Annotated in this window: 11 protein-coding genes; 8 read left to right on the plus strand and 3 right to left on the minus strand. The window is 61.8% G+C overall.

All coding sequences use genetic code 11. The features are described from left to right. Positions 1–39 precede the first annotated feature (39 nt). Positions 40–978 (minus strand): hypothetical protein, encoded by a 939-nt coding sequence (locus IPM16_04910; protein ID MBK9122449.1) that lies wholly within the window; start codon positions 976–978, stop codon positions 40–42. A gap of 86 nt (positions 979–1064) precedes the next feature. Between IPM16_04910 and IPM16_04915 the strand changes: the two genes are divergently transcribed. The 4 genes from IPM16_04915 to IPM16_04930 are packed head-to-tail and all read left to right on the plus strand — an operon-like array spanning position 1065 to position 5936. Further along, positions 1065–2183, plus strand: a complete 1119-nt coding sequence (locus IPM16_04915; GenBank protein ID MBK9122450.1) for a glycosyltransferase family 4 protein — start codon at positions 1065–1067, stop codon at positions 2181–2183. Next, positions 2180–3616, plus strand: coding sequence for a sugar transferase (locus IPM16_04920; GenBank protein MBK9122451.1), 1437 nt, complete (start codon positions 2180–2182; stop codon positions 3614–3616). The genes IPM16_04915 and IPM16_04920 overlap by 4 nt, the downstream gene beginning before the upstream one ends. A gap of 8 nt (positions 3617–3624) precedes the next feature. Next, positions 3625–4524 (plus strand): DUF58 domain-containing protein, encoded by a 900-nt coding sequence (locus IPM16_04925; protein MBK9122452.1) that lies wholly within the window; start codon positions 3625–3627, stop codon positions 4522–4524. Positions 4525–4535: 11 nt separating this feature from the next. After that, positions 4536–5936, plus strand: a complete 1401-nt coding sequence (locus tag IPM16_04930) for an aspartate kinase (GenBank protein MBK9122453.1) — start codon at positions 4536–4538, stop codon at positions 5934–5936. Positions 5937–5949: 13 nt separating this feature from the next. Here IPM16_04930 and IPM16_04935 read toward each other — a convergent pair whose 3' ends face one another. Beyond that, the gene (locus tag IPM16_04935) at positions 5950–7755 is read right to left on the minus strand and encodes an acyl--CoA ligase (protein MBK9122454.1); all 1806 of its coding nucleotides are present in this window, start codon (positions 7753–7755) and stop codon (positions 5950–5952) included. Between the two features lie 161 nt (positions 7756–7916). Here IPM16_04935 and IPM16_04940 point away from each other — a divergent pair, with 161 nt between their 5' ends. The 4 genes from IPM16_04940 (at position 7917) to mutL (ending at position 15190) form a co-directional block, all read left to right on the plus strand. Continuing rightward, positions 7917–11264, plus strand: a complete 3348-nt coding sequence (locus tag IPM16_04940; protein MBK9122455.1) for a transglycosylase domain-containing protein — start codon at positions 7917–7919, stop codon at positions 11262–11264. Positions 11265–11374: 110 nt separating this feature from the next. Further along, positions 11375–12148 (plus strand): J domain-containing protein, encoded by a 774-nt coding sequence (locus IPM16_04945; GenBank protein MBK9122456.1) that lies wholly within the window; start codon positions 11375–11377, stop codon positions 12146–12148. 78 nt (positions 12149–12226) lie between these two features. Next, complete coding sequence (locus IPM16_04950) at positions 12227–13435, plus strand: HAMP domain-containing histidine kinase (GenBank protein MBK9122457.1); 1209 nt, start codon at positions 12227–12229, stop codon at positions 13433–13435. 12 nt (positions 13436–13447) lie between these two features. Next, positions 13448–15190 (plus strand): DNA mismatch repair endonuclease MutL, encoded by a 1743-nt coding sequence (gene mutL / locus IPM16_04955; protein MBK9122458.1) that lies wholly within the window; start codon positions 13448–13450, stop codon positions 15188–15190. Here mutL and mfd read toward each other — a convergent pair. Next, positions 15187–18663: a transcription-repair coupling factor gene (gene mfd / locus IPM16_04960; protein ID MBK9122459.1), complete on the minus strand. Its 3477-nt coding sequence runs from the start codon at positions 18661–18663 to the stop codon at positions 15187–15189. The genes mutL and mfd overlap by 4 nt on opposite strands. Positions 18664–18694: the final 31 nt, after the last annotated feature.

Here is an 18694-nt window from a genome sequence, read left to right on the forward strand (position 1 = left end):
ATGTGGAGATTATAGCGCAGTGGGGTTAGAACCGTGTAATCAATTTCCGGCGTTATTGCGTTCCTCGACCGACCACAGCCTTACACTATTGTCACCGCTTCCAGTGACGAGCATGGTTCCGAGCGGGTTGAACGCGGCGGCGAGAACCGGCTTGGTGTGCGCATTCAGTGTCGCGATGGGTTCGGCCTCGTCCGTGATGAGTACTTTGGCATCCCAAAGGCGAACGAGGTTGTCACGCCCTCCGGTAGCTAGCAGCGCATAGTTGGTTGTGAGGGCGACGCAGTCCGCTCCGCCATCATGGGCAAGCACTCTACTGCGCAGGTTGCCCTCACTGGACCACGAATTCAGGTTGCCATCCCGGCTGACTGCATGTGCTACACGACCGCGCGTGTTCAGGGCAAGGTCGCGCAGCGCGTCGGTGTAGTTTGCTACGACGCGGGCCGTCCCGCCCTCGTAAACATTATGGCGGAGCAGCTTGCCGTCCCGGCCGGTGCTGTACACCCATCCCGAGTCCCAGATTACGGCCGTGACTTCAGCTGCGTGCCGGTCCGGCATGATCGCTGAGGTCCCGGTCGCAATCTCCCAGATGCGAACTTCGCCTTCGCCTGTTCCAACTACAACGCGCCGCTCGTCTCCGCTGAAGCATACGCAGGTCAGGGAGTCGTCGGCTTGGAAGGTATGTGATCGGGTCGGCGCCGCACGAATGTCCCAGAGTCTCAGCCAACCGTCGGCGCTGGCTGCGGCAATCATCTTTCCGTAGCGGCTGAACGCGATGTTCTTGACGGGCGCGTCGAAGCCGGTTAGCCTGAACGTCGGCTGAGCACCGAACGAACGGACGTAGAGGTTGACCTGCTGCCCGGTCGCGACGGCGATCGTTTGTCCGTCGGGCGACCAGCGTACCGCCGTGACCCAGCCTGTGCGCACCTGCGCGACGGTGGAGAGCAGAGAGACGTTTGCTGGCGATAGCGTTGGCCGCACCGGTGACTTCTCCTTCGTTTGCGAACTACTATACTCCTGTGCTACGGCGTAGGCATAATTAGAACACTCCCATATAATGCCCCACCATGCACATTGGATTGAACGCGCACCTTCTGAGCGGAGACGCCAGCTATCGGGCGGCTGGAATCGCCGGTTACATGGCCAACGTCATGCGCTGGCTTCCGCGTGTCGTGCCTGACGACTGGCGCTTGACCGCGTTCGTCGGGGCACAGTTCTCCGCCAACTTGGACGGCTTTGTCGTACAGCGCAGCACCATCGACACGAGTAGCCCGGTAAAGCGCATCGCATGGGAGCAGGTGGTCCAGCCGTGGGCAGTGCGCAGCATCGACGGTTTGCATGCGCAGGCGTTTGTTTCGCCCGTGCTGTCACGGGTGCCGACGATCGTCAACGTCTACGACCTGAGCTTCGTCCACTATCCGCAGGTGCTGACTGCTGCGCGCAGGTTATACCTGCGCATGCTGACGCCGCTTTCGTGCCGCCGCGCACGACGTGTCATCGCCATTTCGCAAAGCACCGCTGACGATCTAGTGAGCGTGTTTCGCATCCCTCGTGACAAGATCGACATTGCCCTCGGCGCGCACGATCCTGAACGGTATCGCCCGCTGCCGGAAGCCGATGTCGAAGCGTTTCGTGCGGCGAAGAACCTGCCGGATCGCTTCTGGCTGTTTGTCGGGACGATCGAGCCGCGCAAAAATCTTGTTCGTTTGTTGACGGCGTATGCGCAGCTTGATCCTAACGACCGTCCCCCGCTGATTATCGGGGGCGGAAGGGGTTGGCTCGCCGACGACGTATTCGAAGCTGTCCGTCGTTTCAACCTCGAGTCCTCCGTCCGGTTCGTTGGTTACGTGCCTGTTGAAGACTTGCCCCTCTGGTACAATAGCGCCGAATTGTTCGTGTTTCCCTCAGTTCACGAAGGCTTTGGCCTGCCCGTGCTGGAAGCGATGGCGTGCGGGACGCCGGTCGTCACGTCAAATGTGTCGTCGCTGCCCGAGGTCACCGGGGATGTCGCGCTGGGCGTCGACCCGCACTCGGTCGACGACCTTGTAAGTGCGCTCCGGCGTGCCAACACGGACGAGGCTTGGCGACTGAAGGCGGCTCGGGCCGGTATCGAACGGGCCGGGACATTTAGCTGGACCGAGACTGCGCGCCAAACGGTGGGTGCGTATCGCAAGGGTTTTGAATGAACGCGCAGAAGGCGAATTCCGCCGCGCAAGTGGAGCTCTTCCCGTGGCTTGATGTCGTGCTGGCGTTGGCCGCGTTTGCCGTAGCTTACGTCGTGCGCTACCAGCTTCAGATTATCCGCCCCGTGCTTGAAATCAACACGACGACGTTCGAGCCATACATCCCGTATATGGTCGTATACGTCGTGTGGCTGACGATCCAGTATCGCGGGTCTGGGCTGTACCGCCACGTGCGCGGTAGGGCCTACATGCAGGAGCTGTTCACTGTCGTCAACGGTGTGACGAACGCGACTGTTGTCGTGATGGCGCTCAGCTTCATCTTTCAGCCGCTGTTCTTCAGCCGCTTGATGCTGGTCTGGGTTGCCGTCTTCACGGTCGCGCTGCTGGGCGGCGCGCGCATCGTCAAGCGCATGGTTGATGCTCGACGCCGAGCACAGGGAATCGGTGTGGAGCGTGTGCTAATCGTTGGCGCTGGCGAGGTGGGGCAGGCCGTACTGCGCACCATGTTGGCACGCAAGGAGCTTGGCTACGTGCCGGTCGGATACCTCGATGACGACCCGGAAATCGGCGCGACGGATTTGGGACGCGTGCGCGGCCTCGGCGGCTTCTCGAACTTGGCGGCCATGATCGAGCAGCATCGAGTCAATCTGGTCGTGATCACGTTGACATGGTCGCACCACGATCAGATTCTGCAGATGGTGGACACAGCCCGCCGTGCAGGTGCCGACGTACGTGTCGTACCCGATCTGTTCCAGCTCAACCTGCGGCAAGTTCAGGTTGAGAATCTCGATGGGATCCCGCTGCTTGGCGTGACGGGCAAGCCGAAGCTCAAGGGCATCGAGCGTTTGCTCAAACGCGTCATGGACGTGCTCTTGATCTTAGTCGCACTGCCGGTCATCTTGACCGTATTCGTACTCGTGGCGTTGGCGATACGGCTCGAGAGCAAGGGGCCAATTATCTATGCCCAGCGCCGCATCGGGGAGAACGGCAGGCCGTTCACGATCTATAAGTTCCGCAGCATGATTCCCGACGCCGACAAATATCAGCAGGAGATGATCTCGCAGTACGATCAGGATCCGCTGCACCCGAAGTTCAAGGATGATTGGCGTGTCACCCATGTGGGGAAGTTCATCCGTCGTACCAGCCTCGACGAGCTGCCGAATCTGATCAACGTCGTACGCGGTCAAATGAGCCTGATTGGTCCGCGTCCGCCGACGCCGGACGAGGTGGCGATGTATAAGCCGTGGCACCGGCAACGGCTGGAGACCATGCCCGGGATTACCGGGCTCTGGCAGGTCAGCGGCCGCAGCGAGGTGCCCTTCGACGAGATGTGCCTGTTAGATATTTACTATATTGAGAACTGGTCGATCAGCCTTGATGTACAAATACTGATGATGACCTTGCCCCGCGTATTGATGCGGCAGGGGGCGTACTAGGAGGCTTTATGGCTGGCGAACCACTGCTGTTGGACGAAACCGTGCGCCGCAAGCTCGACTCGCTAAGTCTGGTTGCGCGGCACGTCCGCGCGGGTGTAATGAAAGGCGACCGCCGTTCGCGCAAGCGCGGCACCAGCGTCGAATTCGCCGACTACCGCAACTACGTTCCGGGTGACGATTTGCGCCGGCTGGACTGGAATGTCTACGCCCGCAGCGATCGGTCGGTCATCAAGCTGATGGAGGACGAGGAAGACCTGGCCGTCCACATTATCGTCGACGCTTCGGCGTCGATGGACTTTCCCAACGACATCGACGGCGCGGAATTCAACAAACTGCTGTTCGCCAAGCGCCTTGCTGCGGGGCTGGCGTACGTCAGCCTCGGCGAGAACGACCGTCTGACGATATCGACACTCGTCGACGCGGATGGATTCGGTCCATCGCGAGGGCGCCAGCACACGGTGCGTATGCTGCGCTACCTGCACGAGGTCAAGGGGCACGGCGAGACCGATCTCGACGGACTGCTGAGCGACTACGCGGCCAAGGCGGCCCGCCCCGGGTTGCTCTTTCTGATTTCCGACATGTTCAGCACGTCCGGCTTTGCCACTGGCCTCGGTAAGCTGGCTGGGCGAGGCTATGAGATCGTGGTCGTTCACGTCCTCAGCCCTGACGAAGTCGAGCCAACGGTCGCCGGCGACCTGCGTCTCGTGGACAGCGAGACCGGAAACGCGCAGGAGGTCAGCCTCGACCCGGGTTTGCTGGCGCTGTACCGTCAGCGCCTCGAACAGTGGCAGGCGGACATTCGCGCCGAGTGCATGCGTCGCGGCGCGGTGTATGTCACGGCGTGCACCGATCAACCGTGGGAACGGATTGTGCTACAGGATTTTCGGCGCGCCGGAGTGGTGCGCTAGGCGGAGGGATCGTGTCCATCATCACCATGAAGTTCGGCGGGACATCGGTTGGCAGCGCAGACGCCATCAGCAATGTCATCCATATCGCCAAACGCGAGCGTGCAGCGGGAAACCGGCCCGTCCTCGTCGTATCGGCGATGTCCGGCGTAACCGACAGCCTGATCAACATCATCGGGCTGGCCGTAAACGGCGACAAGTGGGGCTACCTCAGCGAAGCGCAGAAGCTGCGCGACCGGCACGAGGAGGCGCTCAACGCGCTGACCAGCCCCGGAAAAGCCCGCGATACGGTGTCGCTCACGCTCAATAAGCTGATCGACGAGGTCGTCGAGATTTGCCACGGCGTCAACATCTTGAGCGAGGCGTCTCCGAAGATCAGGGACGCAGTCGTAAGCCACGGTGAGCGCTTGAGCGCGCGCCTCGTGGCGGCAGGGTTGGCCGAGCAAGGCGTGGACAGCCGCCCGCTGGATGCAACGCAGTTTGTCGTGACGGATGACAAATTCGGCGCGGCGGCGCCGTTCTGGGGCGAAACGCGGACTCGGATCGAGTCCGGGCTGATGCCGCTGATTGAGTCAGGCATTACGCCGGTGCTGACCGGCTTTATCGGCGCCACGCCGACCGGCGCCGTTACGACGCTGGGTCGTGGTGGCAGCGACTTCAGCGGCGCGATCTTCGCTGCTTATACCGGTAGTTCCGAGTTGGTGATCTGGACGGACGTGGACGGTGTCATGACGACCGACCCGCGAATCGACCGCCGCGCGAAGGTGATCCCGCAGGTGTCGTATACCGAAGTGGGAGAGCTGGCATATTACGGGGCAAAGGTATTACATCCGAAGACCGTGCAGCCGATCCTCGATCTCGAGATGCCGCTTCGGGTCCGCAACACGTTCAACTACGACCACCCCGGTACGCTGGTGACGCCGCAAAGCGAACCGTCGACAACGGTCATCAAGGCGGTCACGGCTGTGCGCAACGTATCGATGCTGACCGTGGGCGGGCGCGGCATGATCGGCGTGCCCGGCATTGCGGGGCGGGTATTCACGGCAGCGGCGCGCGCGAACGCGAATATTCTGATGATTTCACAGTCTTCGAGCGAACAGGCGATGTGTATGGTCGTGACCGACGAACGCGCCGCCGCCGCTAAGCTGGCAATCGAGGAAGACCTCGACGCGGAGATCGCGCGCAACAACGTCGAAGAGATCTCCATTCGTGACGATATTGCCATTGTGACGGCGGTGGGCGCAGGCATGCGCGGCACGCCGGGCGTCGCAGGCCGCGTGTTTCAAGCGATGGGCACAGAGGAGATCAACGTGCTCATGATCGCGCAAGGCAGCTCGGAGTGCAGCATCTCGTTCGTTGTTGCCGAGGCCGACCTGAAGCGTGCCGTGACGAACCTGCACGAGCTGGCAATCTAGGCGGACTGGCGCGTCATTTCTTAAATTGAGTTGCGCGGTATTCGGCGAATTGATCCTGCAGCTTCAGGCGCTGATACTTGCCGGTGGTCGTCACCGGCACTTCCGTGCCGAACACCACGACTTTCGGCGACTTTTCGAACGTGAGCCGGTCGCGGCAGTGGCGCAAGACGTCGTCCTCGGTCACCTCGGCGCCCTCGTTTAGCACGATATACGCGCCAACTTCTTCGCCGTAGTAGTCGTTTGCGAAAGCGACTGCAAGTGCCACGCGGACGCCGGGAATTTCAAGCATGACTTCTTCGATCTCGAACGGGCTGAACTTGACCCCGCCACGGTTGATGAGTTCCTTGATTCTGCCTGTGATAAAGAAGTAGGTCCGACCGAGCTTGTCGCGCTTGAAAAACCCTTCGTCGCCGCTGCGAAACCAGCCGAACTTGAACGTCTCGGCGTTGGCATCGGGACGCTTGAAATACCCGTGCATGACATTGTGTCCGCGCACGCAAATCTCGCCGCGCTCGCCTTCGCCGACGGGCTGACCCGCCTCATTGAAGATCGCCATCTCGTTGACGCCAATCGGGAGGCCGATGCTCGGGTATCCGAAGTCTTGCAGCCACGCCTGATGCTCGTTCCACGTGATGTCAATTGGCAGGAAGCAGCTGTAGCAGGTCGTCTCGCTCAGGCCGTAACCATGCAGGATCGGAATTCCAAACGTGTCCTCGAAGTCGCGGGCGAGCGCGACCGACAGCGTGCCTGCGCCGCAGACAAAGTGTCGGAAGTGCGTCAGGCCGCGCCGGTGTATTCCCTCGCCAAACAGTGGCAGACCCGACGCTTGCTGCTCGCGTGCTTGTTCGAGCAGGAACTGAAGCAGTGTCGGCACAACGCTGACGATGTTGACGCGTTCCGCAATCACCGTCCGCCAGAACGTCGAGACTGAGAACGCGCGGTTGAGGACGACCGAACCGCCGACCAACAGCGGCGTCACGAGCGTGACGACGATGCCGTTGACGTGGTGAATGGGCAGCACGCACATCAGGCGCTGATTTCCCGTGATGGACTGCGCCGAGGCGATTCCGTGCGCGTCGACGAGCAGGTTGTACTGGGTGAGGACAACGCCCTTCGGTGCGCCGGTGGTCCCGCTGGTATAGACGAGCAGTGCCTCGTCCTCAAGCGTCGGGACGCGCGGGCTGACGTAGACCGAGTCGTCACTGGACTTGACCGGCGCGCCGTCGCCAAGATAGGTATAGGGCAGATTCTTCACCAGAGTCTGGAAGTGCGGGATGTCCTCCACCGGCTCTCCACCGACCTGCACGATCGTCCGGATGTTCGGCGCGCCCAAGCCATCCGACTCCGGTCCGTGAACGATCTGGACGGCGCGCTCCATATATTCGCTGCGCACCAGCACGACTTTCGCCTCGCTATTGCGTAAGATGAACGCGATCCGCCGGTCGTCTTCGGTTACGTTTTGTGGGGCGACGCATGCTCCAATCACCCAGCACGCGAAATAGATCAACACAGTGTCGCTGTGATTGTGCGCAATGGTAGCCACACGGTCGCCGCGCCGGACGCCCAGATCGTCGTGCAGCATGTTGGCGACTTGATGTACGCGCGCGTTGAACTCGGCATAGCTCAACTGCTCGCGGCTGCCGTCGCGGTCGAGGAAGATCAGGTATGGCGCGGACGACGACGTTTTCGCGTGCTGCGACAAGAGCTGACGGATGTTGAAGTGCGGCACCAAATGCAGCGACGGCGACAGGCCGTTTACGGTCCGTGCCTGAGCGATCAACGCGCGCGTACGATCTTCTGCGATCGAGGCATCCGTCATTACTCGTCTCCACTCTCGGTTGGCTCAACGTATAGTTCGATTATACCCGCTGGGCGGACATAGGGCAGAGATGGCGGCTGCGTCAGGTAAGCGTTGACCATGATTGGGCCGCGTTTCTGGTACACTCGAAGCGAGGTTCAACACTAGGTCACGACTGACGTATGACAACTCCGCCGATTCCGGATGACTACGAAGACGACGACGTCCCGTTTCAGCTTCCCAAAGCGGACAACTATCGGGATGACGACCGGCTGAGCGACAGTGAACTGCGCGCACAGGATCAACCGCTGCGCGCCGAGCCGACTGCGGACCTCGATCAGCCCGTCAGCGACGACACGGACGAAATCCCGGCGGATGTGCTGGAGCAAATGCGTACGACGCGCCGCCCGGTGATGCCGCCGCCGACGGCGAGGCCATCGGCCGATGAGGACGTTCACTTCAGCGTGCCCCATACGGTGCGCCACCGGCCATCCGACCATCCCGATACGCCGACGCTGATTGGAACGGGCGGGCTTGATCCGAATCCCGACATGACCGTGCGCCGGGTCGATGCGACGATTCAGTCGCCGGTCGCGCGTCCGCCAGATGCACAGTTTCAGCGTCCGCCGGCGGGCCAGACGATGGCACGTCCCGGCTATGCGCCACCGCCGACACTCGTTGGCGCGCCACCGGTCAAGGCGCAGGGCAGTGCCCGTAGGAAACTGCCTTCGAAGCGCCGCCGAGGCCTTCGGCCGGGGTGCGTTGCGATTGCGTTAGGCGTGATCGTCACCCTATGCGGCGGTTTGACCTTGCTTACCGTCCTGATCGGCGGTATCGCTTACGCCCGCGTGGGCGATCTGCTAAACGAGCGCCTCGCAAACCTCGACACGTACAATCCGTTCCAGACGACGTTTCTGCTGGACCGCAACGGACGCGAGCTGTATCAGATCATCGGCGAAGGGCGCCGTACTCGCATTCCGCTGGCCGAGATTCCCAAGTTCGTCATCGACGCGACCGTGGCGACGGAGGATGACGAATTCTGGACGAACATCGGTATCGATATTGCGGCGACGACGTTGGCTGTCACGAACTTCGTCACGGGCGACGTAAACACGGCAGGCGGCAGCACCATCACGCAGCAACTCGTCCGGAATGTGTTGTTCGATGCCGCGTACCGCAGCGAGCGCACCGCTACCCGCAAGGCAGAAGAGATCGCCCTCGCCATCGCGCTCACCACGCGCGAAAGCAAAGAGCGCATTCTCGAGCTGTACTTGAACGAGATCTACTACGGCAATCTGGCGTACGGCATCGAGGCGGCTGCGCAGACATTCTTCAGCAAACCGGCACGCGCGCTCACGTTGGCCGAATCGGCCTTGCTCGCCGGTCTGCCGCAGGCCCCGCGCGACCTCGACCCGCTCAACCCCGACCCGGCAGTACAGAGCGCAGTTTACGACCGCTGGCGGCTTGTGCTCGACTTGATGCTGTCGGAGGACTTCATTACGCAAGCGGAGCACGACGCCGCGCTGCGGGATGGATACACGCTTGTGCCGCCCGAGCCGCCGCTCAATGCGCCTCACTTCACGTTCTTCGCTCGTGATCAGTGGCAGCAGCTCATGGAGTCGCTAGGGTACTCGCCCGATGTCATCGCTGCCGGTGGTTTCCGCGTCTACACCACGGTCGACATTGAAATCAACAACATGGCGCAAGCCGCCGTGCGCGAGCAGATCGCGCGGCTAGGCGCGAACAACGTGACCAATGGCGCGGTCGTCGTCCTTAAGCCGATCACAGGTGAAATCCTCGCCATGGTCGGCAGCGCGGACTACGACAATGAGGCTATTGATGGCAGCTTCAATGTGACGTTGGGGCTGCGCCAACCTGGCAGTACCGTCAAGGCCTTCACGTATGCGGCGGCGCTCGAACGCGGTATGTCCCCGGGTGACGTAATCTGGGACACGCGGACCGAAATCGGCATCCCCGGACAGCCGCCTTACGTGCCGGTCAACTACGACAACACCTTCCACGGTCCGATGCGCATGCGTACTGCGCTTGCCAACAGCTACAACATCCCGGCGGTGCAAACTCTGCGCCACAACGTGGGCGTGGCCTATTACATCGATTTCGTGCGCCGTTTGGGTATGACCAGCGTCACTGGCGATCCAAGTCTGTACGGACTGTCGATTACGTTGGGCGGCGCCGAGGTCAGCCCGCTTGAGCTGACGCGCGGGTTCTCGGTATTCGCCAACGAGGGCGTGTTTGTCGACTCCGAGGCGATCCTATGTGTGCTGGACAGCGACGGAAGGATCGTCTACCAGTACGAGAACGCCTGTCCTTCCGGCACGCCGACACCGCAGACCGTTGACCGCTCACGGCTCACCGCCCGCGTGCTCGATCCGCGTATTGCGTATCTGATCTCCGATGTCCTCTCGGACAATGCGGCCCGCAGCCAAGCCTTCGGCTCGAATTCGATTCTACGCACGCCGTTCCAATCTTCCGTCAAGACCGGTACGACCAACGAGGTCAAGGACAACTGGACGGTCGGATTTACACGGAACGTGGCCGTTGGTGTGTGGGTCGGCAACAGCGACGGGTCGCGCATGGTGAATACGTCTGGCGTTACCGGCGCGGCGCCGATCTGGAATCAAGTCATCACGACGATCTACAGTAACAGCCGATGGCTCGATCAGTTCAAGTTCCAGGGTCAACTGCTGCCCGATCAGGCAGGCGTACCACAAGGCATGTCGCGCCGTTCGATTTGCGATGTACGGGCCTTGCAGGATCCCGCGGGGGGCTGCCCGGCGCAGGTCACCGAATGGTTCTTGGACGGGCCGGCGGGTGTTCCCGACGGTTCGGGCGGGCTGGCGTATCCGCAGCAGCAGCCCCCGCCGCAGCCCGACCCGAACAGCTCGGCGCAGCTTGTCAGCCCCGGGGTGTATCAGTCGTGGGTCACGCGGCTGTCGCCAGAGGTATCGAACGCGATCCAATTCAGCGTTGCGCCGGGCCAGAAGCGCCCGCCTGCGCCGATCTACTGCCGTGTACCGCCATCGCTGCTTGGCAGCGCGTCCAACGCGCAGCAGCAGCTGTTTATCGCGCCGCCGCCGGATGGCAATGACGCGGCCGACGCGGAGTCCTATGCACGCTCGCGCGGGCTGGCATTCTTGCCTACCGTCGAGTGCTCGGCCGACCTGGCTGCGGCGGGTGGGGGATTCGGCAGCCTGCCAAGCGGCGTCGTCAACGCGAACGTAACGTTTCCGGCGCCGGGTGAGGTGCTCGGCGGCGTGCCGGTGCCGATCCTCGGTACGATTGATTTCGCGCCGGGGCAGGTCAGCGTATATCGCTTCCTCATCCGCGGCCCGCAGTTCCCGGAGTGGACGATGATTGGCGAGCAGCACAACAACCCGGTCGTCAACGGCCAGCTCGAAGTGCTGTATCCACCGTATGTGCCGGGGGCGTATGAACTTAAGCTCGAAATCCTCGCGCCGGATTCAAGCCTAATTCAGGTGCCGATCACCGTACCGTTTAACGTTCAGTGAGCCTGTGTCGTGTGGGCGTTGGGAATCGAGTAAAATAGTGAGGATTGCGCCTCAGTAACGCTGAGGCGCAACGTATTCCATCCGAGACTCCGAGTGAACTGCTAACATCCGTGGTTCGATTCGATACCTACAATGCCAGCGCGCACCTCGTTCGTCAGCTTGAGGCGTCGGGAACCGCAACCGTGTCTCATGACGGCGGGGACAATATGCTGGTCGAACTGGCAGACGGCCACAGTGTCAGCATCCATTTGATCGAGACGCGGATACCGCCGTACGAAATCCGCCTCAATTTGCAGGACAACGGGTCTGCCGACATACACACCTTGTTTATCCTGTGGGGCGCGATGTTTTTGCCCGACGACGGCGAACTCTTTCGTCCCGATCCGTGGATGATGGCGCTGGTGATGCTGTATGGCGGTAAGCTGTACGCCTTTGACGTTTACGGCAAAGACATACGCATTTTCCCAACCTTCTTCGACCCGATCGCACCGGGCCTGTATCACGTGCGGTATGGCGATGACATCGACGTCACACGCTTGGGCATTGGCGAGTCGACGATGGTGTATCCGGACTTGCGCGGCACGTGGAAGATCGCCGACTTTGAGGGGATTGTTCCGCCGCGCCGCAAGCACCGGGCAGAGCATGCGCGTCCGCACCGACGTCACCATGCCGCGAAACGTGTCGAAACACCGTGGGAGATCTTGGGCGTAGGGCGCTCAGCCAAGCGTGACGAGGTCAAACACGCGTACCGTAAGCTCGCCCGTCACTTCCATCCGGACCTCAATCGCTCGCCGGATGCCACCCACATGATGCAGAAAGTGAACCTAGCGTATCAGGCCGTCCTCAGGGAGCTCGGCGACGACCCGTCGGGCGGGCGTTCCTAGACTCCGGTTGCACAGGCGATCGTTAAGAGTCTATAATCTCATTCCAATGTACTGATTTCATCAAGAGCGACCTCCCGCATGGCAACTGTAGATGCTCCGGTACTTCCTGAGACGGAGATCATTGTGGATCATCAGCAGCTTATTGAACGACTGAATGCATTGACGCATCGGATTGACCGGTTGCGCCTGCTTTTGAAGATGGTGGCGGAAATGACTGGCGCCTCCAACGTAGCGTTTACCTCGCCTGACTTGTGGAACACGATCTTTTGGGTTCATGAGACTATCGTCGTCGACGACAAAACGCTCGTTGGGAACACGGTGGTATCCAATGAGGTCACGCCCGACCTTGTCGAAGCCGTGCGCGTCGCGGACGTCAACCCGTTCGACGCTAACCCGGACTTCTTCGTCGCACGTGAATTCGGCGTCAAGAAGGTCATGGCGCTGAGGGCGGACAAATCGCTGTGGGGTTTCTTCCTGTTCCGGGAAGACGACATCCACGTTCCGGACACGGAATGGTTTGCTTATGTGCTCAGCGTGTTGAGGATGGTCGCCACCGAGCACGTAACGTCGTCAAATCAGACCAAATTCGTCAATGAGGTTGCCCACGATACAAAGGGCGTTTTGGCCGCCGTTACGCTTGCCGCGGACTTCATGAACGAAGATCTGCAGAAACTCAAATTGACGCGCAAGTTCACGCGGCAGCTTGGACGGCTGTTTGAATCGGCCCAGCAAGCATCGAGCCTCATCGACAATGGGTTCGGTTTCGGCAAGTACGATCCCGAGACGGATCAGATTCAAATGTCTCTCAGCGAAGTCGACCTGTTTGAACTGCGCCGCGGAATCGTCGAACGTTTCCAGCTCGTCGCCAAGTTCCGCAACATCAACCTGAAGCTGCGCGGCGGACGAGGCAAGGCGGTGGTAATGGCCGATCGCGAACTGCTGGCACGTGCCTTTACCAACCTCGTACAGAACGCGTTCAAGTTCACGCCCCCGGACGGGACCGTGACGATGGATATTCAAAAAGGCGACCCGGTTGTGGTCACTGTCGAAGACACAGGTGTCGGGATCGCACCGGAGCATCACGAGGCGATCTTCCAGCGCAAGTTCCAAGTTGAGCAGAGGTCGCAGTACCGTGCCAAAGGGCACGGCCTTGGCCTGTTCATCGTTCGCAAGATCGTCGAGCAGCACGGCGGTACGGTGCATGTCGAGAGCGAACTGGGCGCGGGCGCCAAATTCGTCGTGAAGCTCCCGGTGAACGGCCCAGCCGGTTACTACGAAGACTTCTAGTCACCCATCGCTATGCCCATCTCCGTACTGCCCGACCACGTCGTTGCGCAGATTGCCGCAGGCGAAGTGGTCGAGCGTCCCGCATCGGTTGTCAAGGAACTGATTGAAAACGCACTCGACGCTGGCGCCGCGACCGTATCGGTTGCGGCTGCCGGCGGCGGCCGCCGGCTGATTCGCGTTAGCGACGACGGCAGCGGCATCTCGAGCAAAGAAGTGGAGTTGGCGTTTGCGCGGCACGCCACAAGCAAATTACGCACCGCGGACGACCTAAGCCATTTGGAGACGCTCGGCTTTCGAGGCGAGGCACTCTGCAGCATCGCGGCGGTCAGCCAGGTGACGTGCCTCTCCCGCTCTCGTGACGAGACAACCGGCGTGAAGCTGGTCATCGAGGGCAGCGAGGTCGTCATGCGGTCGACTGTGGGCGCGCCCGCAGGTACGATCATTACGGTCGAAAACCTGTTCTACAACGTCCCGGCACGACTGAAGTTCCTCAAGGCCGAGTCGACCGAGCGCCGGCTGATCACGCAGATGGTGATGCAGTTGGCGATGGCATTTCCGTCGGTGCGTTTCGTCCTTGAACATGACGGGCGCGAAGCGTTCCGATCAACGGGAAGCGGGAGCTTGGAGGACGTCGTCGTTGCGGCCTACGGCGTCGATACCGTGACGCACATGCTCCCGGTCGACAGCTCAGGCGGAACTATCGCTGTCCGCGGGCTCACAAGCTCGCCGGAAGTCACACGTACGGACCGATCACGTATCCACATCTTCGTCAACGGGCGTGTCGTTCACGACACCAGCCTGACGTATGCGATCACACAGGCGTACACCGGGGTACTGGAAAGTGGCCAGTACCCGACGTCAATCGTCAAGATTGCACTGCCGACCGAGGATGTGGACATTAACGTGCACCCGACCAAGGCGGAAGTCCGGTTTCGCGATCCATCGGCGGTGTTTGCCGTCACGCAGCGCGCGATTCGCGAGGCGGTGGGCGGCATGGCATCGACGCGCCGTGACGGTGGCTGGCACGACGCAGGGCGTTCGCTCTTCGGCACGATGCGCACGCAAACAGGCGGGGGCAGCGCGTCTTTACCGCAGCGGGACGAGGCTGACGACGTCCAGCCGCGCACAGTCCGCGAATCCACAGAGTCGCCTGCGGTAATCGACGAGCTCTCGCCCGAACGACCCCGCACACTGCCCGTGCTGCGGGTCGTCGGGCAGATGGGCGCGCGTTACATCGTCGCTGAAGGTCCTGCCGGGATGTACCTGATTGACCAGCATGCGGCACATGCCCGCGTGTTGTACGGTCAGCTTATCGACGCGATTGAATCGGACGCCCTGCAGACGACTGAGGAAATCGTCGGGACAGCGCACGTCACGGCAGCGCAGCTTCGCATGATCGAACAGGCCGAGACGCTCCTCGAACGCTGCGGGGTCGCCTGCGAGCCGTTCGGGCCGCAGACTGTGCGAGTCGTCCGTGCGCCCGATATCCTGAGCGGCGTCCCGGCCGACGAGGTGGTCGCCGTGATTCTTGATACGCTGAACCATGACGACCCCCAAGACAGGCTGATTCGTGGCTTGGCCCATGTCGGTGCCGTGCGCACCGGCCAGGTACTTGCCATGGATCAAATGCAGCAGTTGGTGCGGCTGTTGGAACGCACACCCGAACCGCTGGTTAGCCCGATAGGTACACCGACGCTGCTGCACCTCAGCAGCGATCAACTCTCGCGTGAGTTTGGCCGGCGCGGCGGGAATTAGGCGCCGGTTGTTTCAGATAGCGCGGCCGTGCGTTCGGCGTGAAGCTGCTCAAGCACGTCAATCAGACGCAAGCGCCATAATCCATCGCGATCCTGATCGAACTCGACCGCGGTTCGCGTCACGCTGATGCCTGACCCAAGACGTTCCGCCAGTGCATCGCGGTTGACCTCGGCCAAGTACGGCAGCCTGATTCGTACCATTGTGTCGCGCGCTTGTACGCCCGTCGCGCCCGCCTGCTGCGCAAGCAGCTTGACCTCGATCTGGTAGAGCAGGCCGTCGACGGCAAGCGGCAGCAGACCGAACCGATCGCGCAGTTCGTCGCGCAGGGCATTGACGTCATCCACCCGCGACAACGCGCCAATCCGCCGGTAAATCTGCAGCCGAAGCGCCATCTCCGGGATCCAGTCGTCGGGCAAGTAGGCCGGAATCGGGAGGTCGATCACCATGCCGGGCGCGCTCACGGCGAGACCGGCGGTATCGTCTGGGTTGCCCTTAAGGTGATTGACCGCTTGCGCAAGAAGCTGCGTGTACAGATTTAGGCCGACTGCGGCAACCTGACCGGTCTGCCGGGTGCTGAGAATGTCGCCCGCGCCCCGGATTTCAAGATCGCGCATGGCAATCTGCAGCCCTGCGCCCAGCTTGGTGTGCTCGGCGAGGGTTTCCAGACGGGCGAACGCCTCGTGCGTGAGCTTTCCGCTGTCGTAGAAGAAGTAGGCGTACGCCTGCTGCGCGCCGCGCCCGACCCGGCCGCGAATCTGGTACAGCTGAGACAAGCCGAACCAGTCGGCGCGATCGACGATGACCGTATTGACGTTCGGCATATCGATGCCGTTTTCGATGATTGCGGTTGAGAGAAGAATGTCGTATTCGCCGCGCGCGAACTCCGCGATCACCGATTCGAGGTGTCGTTCGCCCATTTGCCCGTGGGCCGTCACGACGCGCGCTTCCGGCACGATATCCTCGATTCGCATACGTACAAGGTCGATCGAACCGATTCGATTGTGAACGAAGAACACCTGTCCGCCGCGTTCCATTTCGCGCAGCACTGCCTGTCGCACAAGCGCGTCGTCGAACTGCCCGGTGTGGGTGATGACCGGAAGGCGCTCCTCAGGCGGCGTCTGAATCATGCTGATGTCACGCACGCCGGTCAGCGTCATGTACAGCGTTCGCGGAATCGGCGTGGCGGTCAGTGTCAGCACGTCGACCTGTGTGCGCAGCTTCTTGAAGTGTTCCTTCTGCTTAACGCCGAAGCGCTGTTCCTCGTCGATGACGACCAGCCCGAGGTTCTTAAAACGGATGTCGTCAGACAAGATGCGGTGAGTCCCGATGACGATATCCACGTCGCCCTTCTCAATCTCCTTCGCGACTGCGGTCTGCGCGGCCTTTGTCCTGAACCGGCTCATCAGCTCGACACGCACCGGCATCGAAGTCAGCCGGTTGCTGAACGTCTCGTAGTGCTGCTGAGCAAGGATCGTCGTGGGCACGAGTACCGCGACCTGTTTGCCATCGCCGACGGCCTTGAACGCCGCGCGCAGGGCGACCTCGGTCTTGCCATAGCCGACGTCTCCACAGATCAGACGATCCATCGGGATCGCCTGTTCCATATCGGCTTTGACCTCGCGCAGCGCCCGCAGTTGATCGTCGGTTTCCACGTACGGGAACGACGCTTCAAGCTCATGTTGAAGCACGCTGTCTTCGCTGAACGAAAAGCCGTGCGCGGCAGCGCGTGCGGCATACAGCTGCAGCAGGTCGCGTGCTTCGTCTTCGGCGGCCTTGCGCGCCCGATGCGCGACCTTCAGCCAGTCCTGCTGGCCGAGGCGGTGAACGGTTGGCGGCTTGTCGTCTACGCCGATGTAGCGAGAAAGCCGATCGGCATGATGGATCGGGACGTAAACCTGATCGCTCCCTGCGTAATCGACGACCAGATACTCGCGGCTGACGCCGTCCAGCGTGCGATGGTGCAGCCCGGCGAACTGCCCAATGCCGTAGTCTACGTGCACGACGTAGTCCCCCTCACGCCAGTCGGCATAGTCCGACTCGGGCGGGCGCGCGGCACGCAGTGTGCGCCTGCGCCGCTGTTCTGGGCGGCCCCACCCGAACAGCTCGGCGTCGGTCAGAACATCGATGCCACCGGCGAGGGCGAGCGTCCAACCCTCCTGAAGCGTACCGTTCACCAGCACCGCGCTTCCCGCTTCCGGCGAGATCGGCAGGTCGTTGACGGTCGTGAGCGCCCGTTCGATCCCCTGTTGATACCAAACGTCGCTGACGCGCGCCGTCTGCTGCGTGACAAGAATTGCACGCCCGCCTTCGCGCATCACGGTGCGCATGTGCGACATGGCGTTCTTGAGCTGACCGCCGAACCGCTGCCCCGGGCTGAACCACGGATCAGGCTCGCCGCTGGCGCGCATCGTCACCACCGTGTGCGCGGACAGGCTGGCATCGAGCGCATCCCGCGCGACATACGGCGCGGGCATATCCGGCGGCAGAAGACCAGCGGCGATTCCGCGCCCACGAGTCTCGTCCGCGGTTTTGTACAGCTCATCCAGCGTAAGGTTGAACTCCTCGGGGTCTTCGATGATGACCAGCGTGCCGGACGGGGCATAGTCGAGCAGCGATGCGGGAGCGGCATACACATACGGAAGATAGTGCTCCATGACAGCAAATTCGCTGCCAGAGCGCAGGGAATCGAGGTCGGGGCGCGGAGCATTCTCGTTCTCGGCCTGTTCGAACCACGCGCGCAAGTGCGCGGCGACGGGCGGTGTGAGCTCTGGCAGCACCTCACGCGCCGGAGTAATCGCGACGCTGTCGATGTGGTGGATGGTGCGCTGTGTCGCCGGGTCGAACTGGCGCAGGCTTTCGATCTCGTCGTCAAAGAACTCTAGGCGGACGGGAAGCGGAGCCGTCACCGGAAAAATGTCGAGGACCCCGCCGCGCCGGCTGAACTGACCCGGTTCAATCACCAAGCCGGCAGGCGCGTAGCCGAGGCTGACGAGCCGTGCGACCAGTTTGTTGAACGCGAAGACCGAACCGCGCTCGATGTTGATCGTCGCGCGCCGAAACGCACTAAATGGGATCGTGCGCTGGATTAGCGCGCGCGCCGACGTGACGACAAACGTCGGGGCCGACTCGATATCACTGCCTGCCAGTGCATGCAGCGCTTCCAGACGAGCGCGAATAGCGGCGTCGCCCCACGGCGCGCGCTCGAAGAAGTGCGGCGCGGGCTCGGCGAATCGGTACACCGAATCTGGCGATCCCAGCCACACCGGCACCTGGCCACTCACGTCGTAAGAACGCTTGATGCGCGATGTCACGAAGATCACCGGGCCAGACCAACTGCGCGCGAGCGCTGCGGCGAAGAACGGCCGTGCCGAGCGCACGACGGGCCACTGTCGCTCGCTGCCGCTAAGCTGTGCGAGGTGTCGCCGAACTTCCGGTTGTTCAAGAAACAGGTCGATCAGGCCAGTTAGGTGCATGAAGTAACGACCAATCCTCTCAACGCAGTGG

This window comes from Candidatus Flexicrinis affinis, from assembly GCA_016716525.1.
Classification (GTDB): Bacteria; Chloroflexota; Anaerolineae; order Aggregatilineales; family Phototrophicaceae; genus Flexicrinis; species Flexicrinis affinis.

Coding starts and splice junctions, on each gene's coding strand:
- IPM16_04915 (MBK9122450.1), top strand. CDS start 1,065: ATGCACATTGGATTGAACGCGCACCTTCTGAGCGGAGACGCCAGCTAT.
- IPM16_04920 (MBK9122451.1), top strand. CDS start 2,180: ATGAACGCGCAGAAGGCGAATTCCGCCGCGCAAGTGGAGCTCTTCCCG.
- IPM16_04925 (MBK9122452.1), top strand. CDS start 3,625: ATGGCTGGCGAACCACTGCTGTTGGACGAAACCGTGCGCCGCAAGCTC.
- IPM16_04935 (MBK9122454.1), bottom strand. CDS start 7,755: ATGACGGATGCCTCGATCGCAGAAGATCGTACGCGCGCGTTGATCGCT.
- IPM16_04940 (MBK9122455.1), top strand. CDS start 7,917: ATGACAACTCCGCCGATTCCGGATGACTACGAAGACGACGACGTCCCG.
- IPM16_04950 (MBK9122457.1), top strand. CDS start 12,227: ATGGCAACTGTAGATGCTCCGGTACTTCCTGAGACGGAGATCATTGTG.
- mutL (MBK9122458.1), top strand. CDS start 13,448: ATGCCCATCTCCGTACTGCCCGACCACGTCGTTGCGCAGATTGCCGCA.
- mfd (MBK9122459.1), bottom strand. CDS start 18,663: ATGCACCTAACTGGCCTGATCGACCTGTTTCTTGAACAACCGGAAGTT.